The organism is uncultured Thiothrix sp., from assembly GCF_937876535.1.
In the GTDB taxonomy this organism is placed as follows: Bacteria; Pseudomonadota; Gammaproteobacteria; order Thiotrichales; family Thiotrichaceae; genus Thiolinea.
This window is the reverse complement of record NZ_CALFHZ010000009.1, coordinates 159,676-174,708: the sequence shown is the minus strand read 5'-3', so window position 1 is coordinate 174,708 and position 15,033 is coordinate 159,676. Positions and strand designations below refer to the sequence as shown.

Below are 15,033 nucleotides of genomic sequence, written 5' to 3'. Positions count from 1 at the left end.
ACGACGCTCTTCCGATCTCTATTGTTGTATTTGCGTCAGAAGGAGAAAGTTCACTTTCGTTCGTGAAAATTCTAAGAGGTAAAATGAGCATTTCCGGCTCTGCTGGTGGAGGGTATGCCACTCAAGGAATTGGTTTTTTTAGCTCTTCAGAACTGGGAGGCCAGTATTACCTGCTAAACAAATTCGCCCTGGGAGTTGATCTTTCGCTTGCCTATACGACCGGCGGGGATCGCTTTTATGGTCTGGCGGGGCCGTCGCTTCTGTATCATTTTTGGAATGGAGAACGCGTCAGTTTTTACACAAAATTGAGTTTATTGGCAGATATGGGCCAGCCACTGAAAAATAACATGGTGAGAACTGAAGTCGGAATGGATTATTCTCTTTCGAAAGTTCTTAGCGTAGGACCTTACCTGAGAGTGACGAACCACTTTCAAGAAGGTACCGGAATGTTCACTACTGCGAACGTGGGAGGAAGAATGACTCTTCATTTTTGAGAATGAAGAGAGTGAATCCGAGATTTGCATAGAGAGAGAGAGAAGGTGTCAGTTCACTTTTCACACCTTTGCGCTCCCTACGAATCCTTTAGAGCGCTTACTTTTTCTTGAGATCCAACACAAAAGATTCGACTGTGTTTTCTATCCAAGTGCTGTGATATGTCGCCCAGTTTTTGGTCCAGCCACTTGTATAGCGGTATTTCAGGTCAAACAAACTCGCCTCGGTTCGATGGCCATTCCCATTCTGAGGGGTAAATTCACCGTGCCACCAGAACCCCACACCGTGAGTCGGAAAAAAACGTCCGATATTGTAATGATAGGGGTCAGAGCCGTTGGGGCTGTTTCCCATTTTCAGATCCAATACTTCGTCTGTTCCATTATTCAGATGATAGACAATTTTACCGTGAAGAGATTTTGTCACATTGGGTTCATCTAAAATCGTCAAAAAAACGACAGAAGTACAATGGGGCTGGGTCGACTTTTTACACTTTGCTTTTACAACCTCGTAAGTGCCAGCGAAATCTTCGACGACACTCGAAGCAAAAGAATAACTACCCGTACCCATCAACAGCAAAATTATACCCAGAACTGTTTTCATGCTCTCCCCCATCGCAAGAATTTTTAGAAAGGTTATTGCAAGATTTGTAATAGTCAATCGGAAGCCATATGAGATGAAGTGAAGCGAAGACGCGAGATGTGAAAAAATGTTAAGGAGAACTTCGGTATTTAGCAGACCGTCGTTGACTCCCCAAAGTCAAAACGCTACGGGTTTTAGAATTAGACTTACGAAGGATGTGCCATGAATCGATTTTTGATCTTTATTTCCGCTCTTGTTTTTAGTTTGAATAGCTTTGCGGGAATTAGCTGTGAAATGAAGGACGAAACGGCAAAACCTTGGTCGCAATTCATGTTTACCTTGGGAAAAAAAGCTTCTGTTCACGAAAGAAAATTTGCTGAAAAGAAGGAAGCTTCGAACCCCGATGTCACGATGGTAAATTACCAAGCTGTTCCCGGTTGTATTGACGTTCCTTTTGATGCCAATGAAGATTACAGCTTCATTTCTATTAAATGTCCTAACGGAGTGAGCGCTCAACTCACTAGAAAATCATCTTTGCAAAAAGAAATCTACGTTACCAATGGAGTAGAAGTCATACTTACCTTCAGCGGAGAAATCATTCGCAACGGCAAAAAAATCCCGTTTGTCTGCTACTAAAAAGAGAGAAGGAGTCAGTTCACTTTTCACACCTGCGAAGAGGTGTCGAAAGTGAACTGGCACTTTTACGCTTTGGAGGACAGATGGGATGGCTATATTTACTTGCCGCGGGAGCTGCAGGAATTGGATTTTCAACTTTTCTAAAATTATCTGACAATTTTTCAAAGACTGGTCCTACTATTGGTTTCATTTCATTTTCTGCACTTTCTTTTTGGTTACTGACTAAAGCTTTGCATACGATCCCCCTTGGTACTGCTTACGGAGTTTGGGCAGGAATTGGCGCATTTGGAACAGCCATAACTGGCATCATTTATTTCTAGGATCCAGTAAACTTCGCTAGAGTTTTCTTTTTGGCTCTTCTAGTTATTTCAATTATAGCACTGAAGTTTGTATCCACTCGATAAAGGAAATAACCATCCACTTAGAAATCCATAGGTTTTTATTCTTCAATAGCCATTAAATTATATTCGCGATAGAAAAATTATTTCTTCTCTGCAACAAAGGCTTTAGCCGTACTTTCGTGAATCCGAGATTTGCATAGTGTCCGTCTACGCCTTACGGCTACGCCGGACGATTCTGGGTGTGTTGTTTGCTATTTATTAAATTTGTGGACTGCCTTGGCAGGGGTAATCCCGAAGGGATGTAGACTGCTCGCACCCAGAATCGAACTGGGATGGCCTTGCGACCGAGGGATTTTAAGTCCCTTGCGTCTACCAATTTCGCCACCCAGGCGAATGAATATATGAAGGCTGAGGCCGGAATCGAACCGACGTACACGGATTTGCAATCCGGTGCATGACCATTCTGCCACCCAGCCAGGGGGCCTACATTGCCACAACATCAAAAAAAAATACCTCTTACGAGGTAATTGGAGCGGGAAACGAGGCTCGAACTCGCGACCCCAACCTTGGCAAGGTTGTGCTCTACCACTGAGCTATTCCCGCTGAACAGGCTGCGAATAATAAGCTTGCCCCTAAAGACTGTCAAGCTTTAAGCAGCGACAAATTAACTTGTTTGCTTATTAGCCGATAACCTGCTTTATTCGGGCGATAGCTAAACAGATACTTGCGGTAAGTAAGCTCGCAAAATTTCATAAATCGCTGGACGATGCTGTTGAATTTCTGCAGCACTCAAGCCTTCTAATGAATGCGGATACTTCAGCCACTCTTCTGTTTCATACAAATAGAAATCAGGAATACGTTCGATTTGCCGCCGTTTAGGTTTGTAATACGGCACTGCAACACGAATATCTTCAGGGGTATTTAGGCGGGCTTTACGTTGTAGCTCATGGATAATCGCTTCAATCGAACGACCCGTGTCAAACACATCATCTACAATCAACAATCGATCATGGTGTTGGCAATTCTTGACCAGATAATTCAAACCAAAAACTTGTACTTGGCGCGCTTGCTGGTCAATCCCAGAGTAAGAAGCGGTACGAATTGAAATATTATCCGCATGAATCCCGTGAAAACTTAAATACTCTTGCACAGCGATGCCAATTGGAACACCGCCGCGCCAGATGGCAATAATGAAAGTAGGTTCAAATCCACTTTGTAGAATTTGCTGCCCTAAACGAAACGAATCCTCTAATAAACCCTGTGCACTCAGATAACGTTTCGTACTCATACTGCCTTAATCCTCTCGTTACTTAAGCATGCCTTGGCATTCTGCAATCAACTCATCGAGAGCTTTAACTGCAGTTTTAGCTTCAGCCTTGATCTCTTGCAAAAACTCTAACTCACTTTTGCTTACATCACCGTCTTTGAGTACTAGTGCTCTCAGTAGATCGACTTCTTTAGTGCTCACATGCCCATCCCCTAGAGCAAAACCTTTTGCAACTTTGCGCCACTCTGCCATGACTATAACTCCTTATTGATTTATCTGATTGACTAGCTAGGGCTTGCTTCCAAGCCAAGCTTAAATGATTATCAGCTAATCATTTCACAGGTACAATTGGCAGATGGAAAAACACTTCTTAGATGAAGAAACTTTAATTCTCGACTCTTTCCGCTTAGGCGTACAAGTCTACGCTAGTGGTTTTCACCCCAGCTTTATCGTGGGTTTATGGCGTGGAGGAAGTACCGTTGGAATCTATGTACAGGAGTGCCTACAAACCCTAGGCGTTAAAGCTAACCATATTGCTCTGCGTACTTCATACCGTGGGCAACCACATTATCAACAAATGGTCGCGGATCAAGGGGCAGGTATTCGCGTTCACGGCACACAATACTTACTGGAAAACTTAAATCGAGAAGATAGCCTATTGATTGTTGATGATGTATTTAGCTCAGGGCATTCGATAGAAGCGGTACTGAAACGCTTACAAACTCATCTTAAGCGCAATATGCCTGAGCAAGTAAAGATTGCTACTCTTTGGCAACGTCCATCCTTTAATGCGACTAGCTTAAAGCCCGACTTTGTACTCCACCAAACCGAAGATTGGCTGGTGTTTCCCTATGAGCTCAGTGGCCTGACTCAAGCAGAAATCGCTGAGCATAAACCCTGGCTAGTACCACTCTTAGACCAAGATAAACTACCTAGCTAAAAATTTTGCTAGGATTCAGCAAGTTTAATGGATCTAGGGCTTGCTTAATGGTGCGCATCACTGAGACTGCTCCTCCCAATTCCTCTAGCAAATACGCCTGTTTGCCTTGCCCAATCCCATGCTCGCCTGTGCAAGTCCCCTCCAGCGCAATTGCACGCTGACTAATCCGCGCAACAATACCTTCAGCCTTTTCCACTTCAACAGGGTCGTCTAAATCCACTAATAAAATAATATGAAAGTTGCCATCGCCAACATGCCCCAGAATCGTAGCGACCATACCCGATTCTTCTAAATCTTGACGGGTAGCCTCGACACATTCCGCTAAACGTGAAATCGGCACGCAGGCATCACTCGAATAAGCTTTAGCACCCGGCCGCAAAGCTTGAGCGGCGAAGAAAGCATGATGCCGCGCCTTCCAAAGCTGACCTAACTCTTGTTGGTCGCTACTCCATTTGAATTCATCCGCACCAAACTCAGCGGCAATACTTGCAAACAAGTCTGCTTGTTCCCTAACCCCTGCTTCACTACCATGAAACTCCACAAATAAAGTCGGTTGCTCAGCCATATTTAACTTTGAATAGTGGTTACAAGCCTGCATTTGCAACGCATCTAATAACTCAATCCTTGATACAGGAATACCCGCTTGAATCGTCATAATTACGGCATTACAAGCATCGAGCACTGTCGGGAAAGCACATACGCCGCCTGCCACTACTTCAGGGCGGCCAAACACTTTTAAGCTCAACTCAGTGATAATGCCTAAAGTGCCTTCTGAACCTACAAATAAACGGGTTAGGTCATAACCTGCGGCGCTTTTCTTCGCACGACTCGCGGTACGAATCAACTCGCCCTGAGCGGTGACCACTTCTAAACTCAGCACCACATCTTTCATCGTGCCATAACGTACTGCATTTGTGCCGGAAGCGCGCGTCGATGCCATCCCACCTAAGCTTGCATTCGCACCTGGATCAATCGGAAAGAATAAACCAGTATGGCGTAAAGCTTGATTTAAAGATTCACGCGTTACTCCTGGCTGCACAACAGCCGTTAAGTCTTCAGCATAAATATGCAAAACTTTATCCATGCGCGAGACATCAATACAGATACCGCCGTGAGGTGCATTCACCTGTCCTTCGAGTGAAGTTCCGGTGCCAAATGGAATGATCGGGCAGCGATGCGCATGACATAATTTAACTGCCTCTATCACCATTTGCTTATCAGTCGCAAAGAGTACGCCCTCAGCAGGCTGATTCGGTAACCAAGTTTGGGTATTGGCATGTTGAAAACGCAAGGTAGAATTAGTCGTGAATAACTCGCCAAAGCGCGCTTGAAAAGCAGCGACTGCTGCGGGATGTTCAATCATCGACATGCTTATTCTCCGGCTCCTGAATGCTATTTAGTGTAGGTTTAATCGAAAGCTTTATAAAGCTCAGACTGGTGTTTTTGCTCCCTCACCGGCTACTTCTCGCACAAGCTGTGGAACCATATAACCCGGTACTATTAAGCGTAGTTGCTCAATCAGAAGTTTCGCCTCCGACTCTGGAACTTCAAAATGTGCCGCCCCCTGCACCCGATCCAAACTATGCAAGTAGTAAGGAGTGACCTTGGCTGCGACTAAAGCTTCACTTAAAGCAGCCAAAGCAGGCACACTATCATTCACCCCACGCAACAACACAGATTGATTCAATAATAAAACCCCGACTTCGCGTAAAGCTTTTAAGCCAGCTTGCACTTCAGCATCTTGAAACTCATTTGCATGATTGGCATGAATCACCATAATGACTTGTTTATTTAACTGACTTAGCCAAGTTAATAAGCGCTCATCAATCCGCTCAGGCAAAACAAGCGGTAAACGTGTATGCAAGCGAATACGCTGTACATGTTCAATCGCGGCAATACGCTCGCATAAACTGCTTAAGCGCTCATCGGATAAAGTTAAAGGATCACCGCCACTTAACAAGACTTCGGTAATTGCAGAATTGCCTGCAATATAATCCAGCGCTTCTTGCCACTGATCACGCGCCGGATTGGCTTCGCTATACGGAAAATGCCGACGGAAGCAATAACGACAATGAATTGCACAGGCTCCCGTCGTCACTAATAATACCCGCCCTTGATATTTATGCAGAACGCCATCCGTGACCATTGCCACATGATCACCGACTGGATCACTCACAAAACCTTGGGTTAACTGCATTTCTGCGGATAAAGGTAGGACTTGACGTAATAAAGGATCATTCCAATCACCTTTTTTCATCCGTCTTATATAACTATGCGGTGCTAATAAGCGAAATTGGCGCGCTGCGTCCAGACTGACTTCTGCACCCTGCCCCTCTAATTCTAAAAGACGAATCAACTCAAAAGGATCACGGACTGCAGAGGCTAAAGCACGTTGCCAAACTGAACTTGTTAATGAACTTGAATTTTTAGTCTGATTTTTTGCAGCGATTCCGGTTATCATACGCACCTTATTTAAATTGAGTGATTTTTGGAGAGCAACAAGGCTATGCCAAGCTACAGCACCAGCGAGTTCCGTTCTGGACTCAAACTAATGATTGATGGCGATCCTTATACCATCGTTGAGAACGAATTTGTAAAACCGGGTAAAGGTCAAGCATTTAATCGCGTTCGTGTGAAGAATTTAAAAACCGGTCGTACTGTTGAAAAAACTTGGAAGTCTGGTGATAGCGTTGAAGCCGCTGATGTCGTCGACCGTGAAATGGAATACCTCTATAAAGAAGGTGACGACTACTATTTCATGGCCACTGATGGTTCTTTCGAGCAAGTTGCAGCCCCTGCAAGCTCAATGGAAGATGCCGTAAAATGGTTACGTGGTAATGAAGTCTGCGTTGTGACCCTATGGAATGAAGTGCCTTTAACCGTCACTCCGCCGAATTTTGTTGAATTGAAAATCGTTGAAACTGATCCCGGTTTAAAAGGTGATACTGCTAGTGGTGGCACTAAACCTGCGATTCTAGAAACCGGCGCTGTAGTAAAAGTACCTTTATATATGAATCAAGATGAAGTCCTACGCATCGATACGCGTACTGGTGAATATATCTCCCGCGTCAAGTAAGCTTAAGGATCAATGGGGTGAACTGGCAACCAACAGCCTCAATTCAAGCTCTAAAAGCGCGTGCCTGTCTTTATCAACAGCTACGCGCTTTTTTCCATGCGCACGGCGTGTTGGAAGTTGAAACCCCAGCGCTTTCTCAAGCAGGCAATACTGATCCGAATATTGGTAGTTTTAGTGTGAATACACCGCAAGGTTTGCGCTATTTACACACCTCCCCCGAATATCCCATGAAGCGTTTATTAGCAGCAGGCAGTGGGGATATTTATCAGATTTGCAAAGTTTGGCGGCAAGATGAAAGTGGGCGTAAACATAATCCCGAATTCAGTATGCTGGAATATTATCGGGTGGGTTTCACTTATCAGCAGCTCATGCAGGAAGTCGCTGAGCTATTACATCTAGCCATCCCCCATCTCAATGTTGAGCCGCGTATTTTGACCTATCGCCAAGCTTTCCTTGAAATCTTAGGTCTTGATCCCCATCAAGCTAGGATTGAACAGTTAGTTGCTTGTGCTCAGCAGCAGAAAATAGATTTTCAAGGCGAGTTAAGTCAACAGGCTTGGCTAGATTTGCTTTTTACACATTGTATTGAAGCCAGCTTCCCGCCAGATCGCTTGACATTTATTTGTCATTACCCTGCCACACAAGCTGCTTTAGCACGCGTACGTTTAGAAGATAATCAATGGGTTGCGGAGCGCTTTGAGGTGTATTTAGGTTCTTTAGAACTAGGTAATGGCTATCAAGAGCAAACGAATGCTGAGCAATTAGAGCGTGTCTTGGTCGCGGATGCTAAGCAGCAAGCCCAAGATATTCCGGTCGATCAGCGGTTTATTGCGTCGGTACAAGCGGGTATGCCGTTTTCAGCAGGCATCGCACTGGGTTTAGATCGGATTTTATTATGTCGCCTGCAAACGAAACAGCTGCCTAGTGTGTTGAGTTTTGCGTGGGAAATAGCGTAAGTGCTTAAGGGACGGCACAATTCGCGCTTCGGTTTTGAATTTTAAGGAGAATCAAGATGAGTTTTTTTATTTCTGATGCAATGGCGCAAACAGCTCCGGCAGGCCCTGCTGGTGGTGGTTTAATTGAAATGGTCTTGATGATGGCGGTATTTTTCGCCATTATGTACTTTATGATCATTCGTCCCCAGCAAAAGCGCGCTAAAGATCATAAAACAATGTTAGAAGCGCTTAGCAAAGGCGATGAAATCGTCACCGGTGGCGGTATGTTAGGTAAAGTGGCCAATATTGGTGACAATTTTATCCAACTCGAAATTGCTGACAATGTGCAAATTAAAGTACAAAAGCAAGCTATTGCCTCTGTACTACCCAAAGGGACTTTGAAAAACGCTTGATTTTTCTCCTTTTAGACCCGCTCACCTAGGCTGTGCTGTTGAACCTTTCAGCCTAGGGGCTTGTTTTGGAATATAACAATGAACCGCTATCCAGTCTGGAAGTATGTAATGATTGCGATCATTCTTTTGATCGGCATTATCTACTCTGTTCCTAACTTTTTCCCTTCTGAGCCTGCTGTACAAATCAGCACTAAAACTGAGCAGCCGATTGAGCCTGCTGAAATGCAGCGCTTTGAGCAAGCTTTAAAAGATAAGGGCTTAAGCTTCCGTGCTAGTGAGAATAATGGCTCGCAAGTCTTATTTCGCTTTGCTGATACTGATGTGCAGTTAAAAGCGTCTGAAGCCTTAAAAACGGTGGTCGGTGATAAATATGTCGTCGCCTTAAATCTCGCCCAATCCACTCCCCATTTCCTACGTGCCTTACATGCCAATCCGATGTATTTAGGTTTGGACTTACGAGGTGGCGTACACTTCTTAATGGAAGTGGATATGAATGCGGCTAAAGATAAGGCCTATGAGCGTTATGAAGACGAATTTCGCGATACCTTGCGGGAAGCCAAAGTCGCTTATTTAGGCATAGCTCGTGAAGGCGAGCAGTTAGTTGCTAAGTTCAAAACGGAACAAGACCGTGACGCAGCAGCTCCCGTGTTAGGCAAAACTTATGTCAATAATGAGCTGATCTGGGATAAGAAAGAACAGGACGGTAGTTATATTCTCTCAGCAGCAATGTCACCGCAAAACCTGTTAAATATCGAAAAGTTTGCCATCCAACAAAACATTACCACTTTACGTAAACGGGTCAATGAATTGGGTGTAGCTGAGCCAGTGATTCAGCAGCAAGGCAAAGGCCGGATTGTAGTGCAATTACCCGGGGTGCAAGACACCGTTCGGGCTAAGGAAATCTTAGGTGCTACTGCCACATTGGAATTCCGCTTAGTGGATGATGGTGGCAATGATGCTCAACAAGCGCAAGCCTCCGGACGCGCGCCGATTGGTTTGCAACTCTATAAAGAGCGGGATGGCACGCCGATTTTATTGAAACGCAAAGTCATGCTCACGGGTGAATACATTACCGATGCCAGCTCTGGTTTTGACCAAAACAATCAGCCTTCAGTGAATATTACACTGGATGGTAATGGTGCCAGTCGATTCAGCAAAGCTACTGGCGAGAATGTCCAAAAACTCATGGCAGTGGTTTATATTGAAACCAAATTCCAAGACGTGGAAGTCAACGGCCAGAAGGTTCGTAAACCGGTTAAGACTGAAGAAGTCATCAATGTAGCGCGTATTCAAGAACAGTTGAGTAAACGTTTCCAAATCACTGGCTTGGACTCCACTAAAGAAGCACGTGACCTCGCTTTATTACTCCGTGCTGGTGCCTTAGCAGCGCCCTTATATATTGTTGAAGAGCGCACCATTGGCCCAAGTATGGGTAAAGAAAATATCGAGAAAGGTTTCCACTCCAATATTTGGGGCTTTGTCGCAGTTGTTCTTTTTATGGTTGTTTACTATCGCGTGTTCGGTTTAATTTCGAGTATTTCTCTAGGCGTGAATGGCTTCTTATTGTTTGCGATTCTTTCCATGATTCAAGCTACCCTCACCCTACCCGGTATGGCTGCGATTGCACTAACTTTAGGTATGGCAATTGATGCAAACGTCTTGATTAATGAGCGGATTCGTGAAGAGCTACGCAATGGTGCCTCACCACAAGTAGCGATTAATGCGGGTTATGAACGCGCTTGGGGCACCATCTTAGACTCGAACCTCACAAACTTAATTGCCGGTATTGCCCTATTCATGCTCGGTTCTGGCCCAGTGCGTGGCTTTGCGGTGGTACTGTGTTTAGGTATTTTGACCTCGATGTTCAGTGCTGTCACCGTTTCACGCGCCTTGACCAATTTGGTCTATGGCTATCGTAAACGTTTAACTGATATTTCCATCTAGGGGCTGGCTCATGATTGAATTATTCCATTTCAAAAAAGACATCCCCTTTATGAAATATGGGAAGTTAACGACCCTTATTTCTTTAGGTACTTTCGTCTTTGCAGTGTTTTTCCTGTTGTATCGCGGCCTGAACTTAGGTGTTGATTTCACTGGAGGAACAATGATTGAGGTGCGCTATTCACAAGCCGCACCGATTGAACATATTCGCGAAACCCTCAAAGGCCAAGGCTTTCCCGAAGTCTTTGTACAAAACTATGGTTCAACCCAAGATGTCTTGATTCGTTTACCTGTCGAGCAAGGCAAATCGGGTGCTCAAGTTAGCGAACAGGTGATGAAAACCCTGAAAGCCGAAAGCCCCGATGTACAACTCAGCCGCGTAGAATTCGTTGGCCCACAAGTCGGTCAAGAATTATATGAAAATGGTGGCTTAGCTCTGCTATTAGTGGCAGCAGGAATTATTATCTATCTTTCCTTCCGCTTCGAATGGCGCTTTGCGGTGGCTGCAACCATTGCGAATATGCATGACGTGGTGATTATTCTTGGGATGTTTGCTTTCTTCCAATGGCAGTTTGATCTAACGGTCTTGGCAGGGGTACTCGCTATTCTCGGTTACTCCGTGAACGAATCGGTCGTTGTCTTTGATCGGGTGCGGGAAAATATTCGCAAGATGCGTGATACCAGCATTCCTGACATTATCGACAATGCGATCACGGTCACCATGTCACGCACGATCATCACCCACACTTCAACCCAAATTATGGTGTTGGCGATGTTCTTCTTCGGTGGGGAAGCCTTACATAATTTTGCATTAGCTCTAACGATTGGGATTATGTTCGGTATCTACTCTTCTGTGTTAGTCGCTTCACCTTTAGTCCTACTCTTTGGCTTGAAGCGTGAACATTTGATCCCGAAAGAGACCGTAGTGGAAGGCGCTAATCCAGATGGTTCTGTGGTTTAGAGCTTAAGCTGATCTGCAAAAAAAGACCTGCTAAGTGCAGGTCTTTTTATTGGTAGCCTAACAAAATATTTAACCCGCCTTCCCCACATACATCTCCAAAGCCTGCACTAAAGCTCTACCATCAAATCCTTGCTCACTAATCTTTTTGGGCAGTACATAAAACACATCAGGATTAGGATAAACTAGGAGAAACTCCTTGTTTTGTTTCCAATCCTTAATATCTTTCCAAAGTAGCTGATTCGTACCATGTGTAGAGCTGATTTCAAGACCCGTCGGCAGTAACTCTACGGTGAAGTTGCCATGTAAAGCTTTAAAGCCACGATAAAACTTTCTAGCTTTATACGGTGAACCCACAAAATGCAGAAATAGATAGCTACAAATCAAGCCAATCAAAGCACCGAGTGCTAATTGCCCAAAACCATAATAGTCCGTCAGATAAACCGCTAAAAGACCGATTAAAATCGCGGCAAATAAGGCTAACAACCGCATAGGTAGGGTTTCATTTAAGCGACTCGCGGCTAAGAAATCGCGTTCGGAGATGGTATAACTGGCTTTAACAGCATCGGCTGACATGACTTTTCCCAAATAACACACGTAAAATGGGAATTATACGGTGAAATCGGCTGAGCAACAGATTTGATCTTGCTACTCAGCCGAGCAAAGGCTTAATCCGCTAGCTCTTCGTAAGGTAAGCCTACATATTGCTCCGCAATCACGGTACGCCCTAAATCTGAACTTAAATAATAATCCAGCTCGGAATCCATAAAGCGGCTGAACGTGCCGGATTTCATATCGCTCAAATCCATATCGCGATAATTATGCAGCATATTACTCATCCACCATGAGAATCGCTCTGCATGCCATACGCGGCGCAAAGCAATCGGTGAATATTGGTTAATACAATCTTTATCACCCTGCTGGTACACACGCTGCATAATTTTATACAAAGTAGCTACATCAGAGGCGGCTGAATTCAAACCTTTCGCCCCTGTTGGTGGCACAATATGCGCAGCATCACCTACTAAAAATAAGCGCCCGTATTGCATTGGCTCACAAACGAATGAGCGTAACGGCGCAATACTTTTCTCTAAACTCTCCCCAGTCACTAAACGCTCGGCTGCTTCTGGTGGCAAACGCTTTTTCAACTCCTCCCAAAAGGCTTCATCCGACCAATCTTCCACCTTATCAGTAAGTGGTACCTGCAAATAATAACGCGAGCGAGTACCAGAACGCTGGCTTGCCAAGGCAAAACCACGATCATGCTTACAATAAATCAGCTCGTCACTCACAGGTGGCGTGTCACTCAATAAGCCAAGCCAACCAAAAGGATAAACTCGCTCATATTCAGTACGAAGTTCTGCTGGAATTGTTTGCCGCGAGATGCCGTGAAAACCATCACAGCCCGCAATATAGTCACATTGCAGCTCATATGCTTCACCTTGATATTCAAAGCTAATCGAAGGCTGTTCAGATTTAACATTAAGTGGCTGGACTTTTGCAGACTCATAATAAGTGCTTAAACCTGCAGCAGCACGCGCATCCATTAAGTCTTTAGTGATCTCCACTTGACCATAGCACACTACGACTTTGCCACCCGTTAAGCGTTTTAAATCAATATGGGTGCATTGACCATTCACAGCTATTTCAAAGCCCTCATGGACTTCCCCCTCTAAATCCATGCGCGCGCCAACTCCAGCCTCACGCACTAAATCGACAAAGCCTTGCTCTAAAATGCCTGCACGAATACGCCCCAGCACATAATCGCCAGTGACTCGCTCTAAAATAATATTTTCAATACCCTGTTTAGCCAGCAATTGTCCTAGCAATAAACCCGAAGGCCCTGCTCCAATAATTGCTACTTGGGTTTTTAAAGTTTTCATTGCGCTCCTCCTAAAACTTGATCTTGCCATCATCAAATAAAGCCTTTCTTTGCAGAATGACAGTGCACAGCAAAAACTTGTACTTTTAGGTCAATCTTCTACACTAGAAGATCTAAGATGGATGAGAGGCAATCATGAGTCGTGTGCAATCACAGCTTATTCCACAATTTGCTTTATACGGCGAAAGTAATTTAAGCCAGCAGCCAAGTTTGGTGCATATCGAAGATATTGTTGATCGTAGCCGCGACCATGATTGGCTGATAAAACCCCACCGGCATACACGCTTATTTCAAATTTTGTTATTAATCAATGGTGGCTTGCAGGTCAAACTAGAAGACCAACAATATCAGCTCCAAGGGAATTGGGCAGTCAGTATTCCTCCTGGTTGCGTGCATGGTTTTGAATTTCCTGCTGATACCCAAGGGATCGTCTTATCAGTCAAAGCTTCCTTACTAAACTCACAAACCCAGCAATTCCAAGGCTTAGCTAGCTTAGTGGAACATGCACATACAGTCAGTTTTTTAGAGCAGGATGTACTTTTCGCTCAATTTAAAAACTATCTAGACTTAATTCGCCAAGAACTGAAGCAACCTTATACCGGCCATGAAGCAATTTTAAGTTGGCTGATCGGCACATTGCTCATGACTTTGTGGCGACAACTGCAATACAGCAATGCCCAAATGCATCACAATCCGAAAAGCAGCCAAATCTTTCAACAATTTAGACAAGCCGTAGAGCAACATTATCGCGAACAATGGGATGTGCAAGCCTATGCCAAAGCACTGCATATGTCCGTGTCGAGTTTAAATCGCTTATGCCAAGAAAAAGCCGGCAATAGCGCTAAAGCTTTGATTCAAGAGCGAGTATTACTTGAAGCAAAACGCCGTCTAATTTACACGCAAGAATCATTGGAGCGGGTGGCAGAATCTTTAGGCTTTAAAGACCCTGCTTATTTCTCGCGCTTTTTTAAGAATTTAGCAGGTGTACCGCCCAGTGATTATCGCAAAGCAAAATACTTAGAAATGGGCACAAGTTAACTAAAAAGTCGACAAGACCTGCTCATTAGGCTTAGGCTGAAACAGCCTAGAACTCACCTTATTCCTCTAATTTTTTTAGCTTTCCTTCATCTAAATACTTAGCAAAATCCTCACTAGCTTTCCCCACAGCTGGATTAGACATTAAGCCCTCCACAGCTACCCCACCCAATACCTCAAAGCTTTTTTCAAAGGCCGCTGTACCTTCATTTTTGATGACGGCTTGAGTTTCTTTTAAACAATTTTCTGTCAATAACCGCTCATAAATGACTGCTACCGCTTTATTCAGCTCTTCTTTTTTAGCCTCACTCACGGGGTAGTCATCTTTAATATCGGGATGTGCTGCAATCGTGCTAAAAACCCAACGAACTAGAGCTGTTTTATCGTTGTTTGAAGTGGAATCGACTAAACATTTACTCAAAGCATCAGCATCAGCTCCCGCATATACATTGGAAGCAGCAAAAAGCATTAAAGACAGACAGAGTATTTTTTTCATGGAAGACTCGCTTATTGCATTTTATATAAAAGAATGACTGAC

The 15,033-nt window shown here is 44.3% G+C and carries 18 protein-coding genes and 2 tRNA genes; 10 read left to right on the top strand and 10 right to left on the bottom strand.

The window, feature by feature from the left end; all coding sequences use genetic code 11:
* On the top strand, positions 1 to 494 hold a 494-nt coding region (locus Q0230_RS06355; protein WP_298609011.1), incomplete at its 5' end, for a hypothetical protein.
* Positions 495 to 591: 97 nt separating this feature from the next.
* On the opposite strand, the gene Q0230_RS06350 is transcribed toward Q0230_RS06355, so the two are convergent.
* Entirely contained in the window at positions 592 to 1,092 is a 501-nt protein-coding gene (locus Q0230_RS06350) for a hypothetical protein (protein ID WP_298609010.1), read from the bottom strand.
* Positions 1,093 to 1,293: 201 nt separating this feature from the next.
* Here Q0230_RS06350 and Q0230_RS06345 point away from each other — a divergent pair, with 201 nt between their 5' ends.
* Positions 1,294 to 1,707, top strand: a complete 414-nt coding sequence (locus Q0230_RS06345) for a hypothetical protein (RefSeq protein WP_298609008.1) — start codon at positions 1,294 to 1,296, stop codon at positions 1,705 to 1,707.
* 83 nt (positions 1,708 to 1,790) lie between these two features.
* The gene (locus Q0230_RS06340; RefSeq protein WP_298609007.1) at positions 1,791 to 2,027 is read left to right on the top strand and encodes a multidrug efflux SMR transporter; all 237 of its coding nucleotides are present in this window, start codon (positions 1,791 to 1,793) and stop codon (positions 2,025 to 2,027) included.
* A gap of 426 nt (positions 2,028 to 2,453) precedes the next feature.
* Here Q0230_RS06340 and Q0230_RS06335 read toward each other — a convergent pair.
* From Q0230_RS06335 to Q0230_RS06320, 4 genes are all read right to left on the bottom strand, one after another.
* Positions 2,454 to 2,524, bottom strand: a tRNA-Cys gene (locus Q0230_RS06335).
* A 52-nt stretch (positions 2,525 to 2,576) separates the two neighbouring features.
* Positions 2,577 to 2,651, bottom strand: a tRNA-Gly gene (locus Q0230_RS06330).
* A 109-nt stretch (positions 2,652 to 2,760) separates the two neighbouring features.
* Positions 2,761 to 3,336, bottom strand: a complete 576-nt coding sequence (locus tag Q0230_RS06325; RefSeq protein ID WP_298609006.1) for a phosphoribosyltransferase — start codon at positions 3,334 to 3,336, stop codon at positions 2,761 to 2,763.
* A gap of 18 nt (positions 3,337 to 3,354) precedes the next feature.
* Positions 3,355 to 3,567, bottom strand: a complete 213-nt coding sequence (locus Q0230_RS06320; protein WP_298609005.1) for a hypothetical protein — start codon at positions 3,565 to 3,567, stop codon at positions 3,355 to 3,357.
* Between the two features lie 103 nt (positions 3,568 to 3,670).
* Here Q0230_RS06320 and Q0230_RS06315 point away from each other — a divergent pair, with 103 nt between their 5' ends.
* Complete coding sequence (locus Q0230_RS06315) at positions 3,671 to 4,255, top strand: phosphoribosyltransferase (protein WP_298609004.1); 585 nt, start codon at positions 3,671 to 3,673, stop codon at positions 4,253 to 4,255.
* On the opposite strand, the gene Q0230_RS06310 is transcribed toward Q0230_RS06315, so the two are convergent.
* Positions 4,248 to 5,624, bottom strand: coding sequence for an FAD-linked oxidase C-terminal domain-containing protein (locus tag Q0230_RS06310; RefSeq protein WP_298609003.1), 1,377 nt, complete (start codon positions 5,622 to 5,624; stop codon positions 4,248 to 4,250). The two genes, Q0230_RS06315 and Q0230_RS06310, sit on opposite strands and share 8 nt — an antisense overlap.
* Positions 5,625 to 5,684: 60 nt before the next feature.
* Positions 5,685 to 6,716 (bottom strand): EF-P beta-lysylation protein EpmB, encoded by a 1,032-nt coding sequence (gene epmB, locus Q0230_RS06305; RefSeq protein ID WP_298609002.1) that lies wholly within the window; start codon positions 6,714 to 6,716, stop codon positions 5,685 to 5,687.
* 45 nt (positions 6,717 to 6,761) lie between these two features.
* Here epmB and efp point away from each other — a divergent pair, with 45 nt between their 5' ends.
* The 5 genes from efp (at position 6,762) to secF (ending at position 11,581) form a co-directional block, all read left to right on the top strand.
* Complete coding sequence (gene efp, locus Q0230_RS06300) at positions 6,762 to 7,331, top strand: elongation factor P (protein ID WP_298609001.1); 570 nt, start codon at positions 6,762 to 6,764, stop codon at positions 7,329 to 7,331.
* 17 nt (positions 7,332 to 7,348) lie between these two features.
* Positions 7,349 to 8,287, top strand: coding sequence for an EF-P lysine aminoacylase EpmA (gene epmA, locus Q0230_RS06295; RefSeq protein ID WP_298609000.1), 939 nt, complete (start codon positions 7,349 to 7,351; stop codon positions 8,285 to 8,287).
* Between the two features lie 56 nt (positions 8,288 to 8,343).
* Positions 8,344 to 8,679, top strand: coding sequence for a preprotein translocase subunit YajC (gene yajC, locus Q0230_RS06290; protein WP_298608999.1), 336 nt, complete (start codon positions 8,344 to 8,346; stop codon positions 8,677 to 8,679).
* Positions 8,680 to 8,757: 78 nt separating this feature from the next.
* Entirely contained in the window at positions 8,758 to 10,623 is a 1,866-nt protein-coding gene (gene secD, locus Q0230_RS06285) for a protein translocase subunit SecD (protein ID WP_298608998.1), read from the top strand.
* Positions 10,624 to 10,633: 10 nt separating this feature from the next.
* A complete protein-coding gene (gene secF, locus Q0230_RS06280) occupies positions 10,634 to 11,581 on the top strand; it encodes a protein translocase subunit SecF (RefSeq protein ID WP_298608997.1) in 948 nt (315 codons plus the stop codon).
* A gap of 69 nt (positions 11,582 to 11,650) precedes the next feature.
* Here the strand turns inward: secF and Q0230_RS06275 are convergent, their stop codons facing one another.
* A complete protein-coding gene (locus tag Q0230_RS06275; protein WP_298608996.1) occupies positions 11,651 to 12,154 on the bottom strand; it encodes a YcxB family protein in 504 nt (167 codons plus the stop codon).
* Positions 12,155 to 12,246: 92 nt separating this feature from the next.
* Positions 12,247 to 13,461: a 4-hydroxybenzoate 3-monooxygenase gene (pobA, locus tag Q0230_RS06270; protein WP_298608995.1), complete on the bottom strand. Its 1,215-nt coding sequence runs from the start codon at positions 13,459 to 13,461 to the stop codon at positions 12,247 to 12,249.
* A gap of 134 nt (positions 13,462 to 13,595) precedes the next feature.
* Between pobA and Q0230_RS06265 the strand changes: the two genes are divergently transcribed.
* The gene (locus Q0230_RS06265) at positions 13,596 to 14,498 is read left to right on the top strand and encodes a helix-turn-helix domain-containing protein (RefSeq protein ID WP_298608994.1); all 903 of its coding nucleotides are present in this window, start codon (positions 13,596 to 13,598) and stop codon (positions 14,496 to 14,498) included.
* A 58-nt stretch (positions 14,499 to 14,556) separates the two neighbouring features.
* Here the strand turns inward: Q0230_RS06265 and Q0230_RS06260 are convergent, their stop codons facing one another.
* Positions 14,557 to 14,991: a hypothetical protein gene (locus Q0230_RS06260; RefSeq protein ID WP_298608993.1), complete on the bottom strand. Its 435-nt coding sequence runs from the start codon at positions 14,989 to 14,991 to the stop codon at positions 14,557 to 14,559.
* Positions 14,992 to 15,033: the final 42 nt, after the last annotated feature.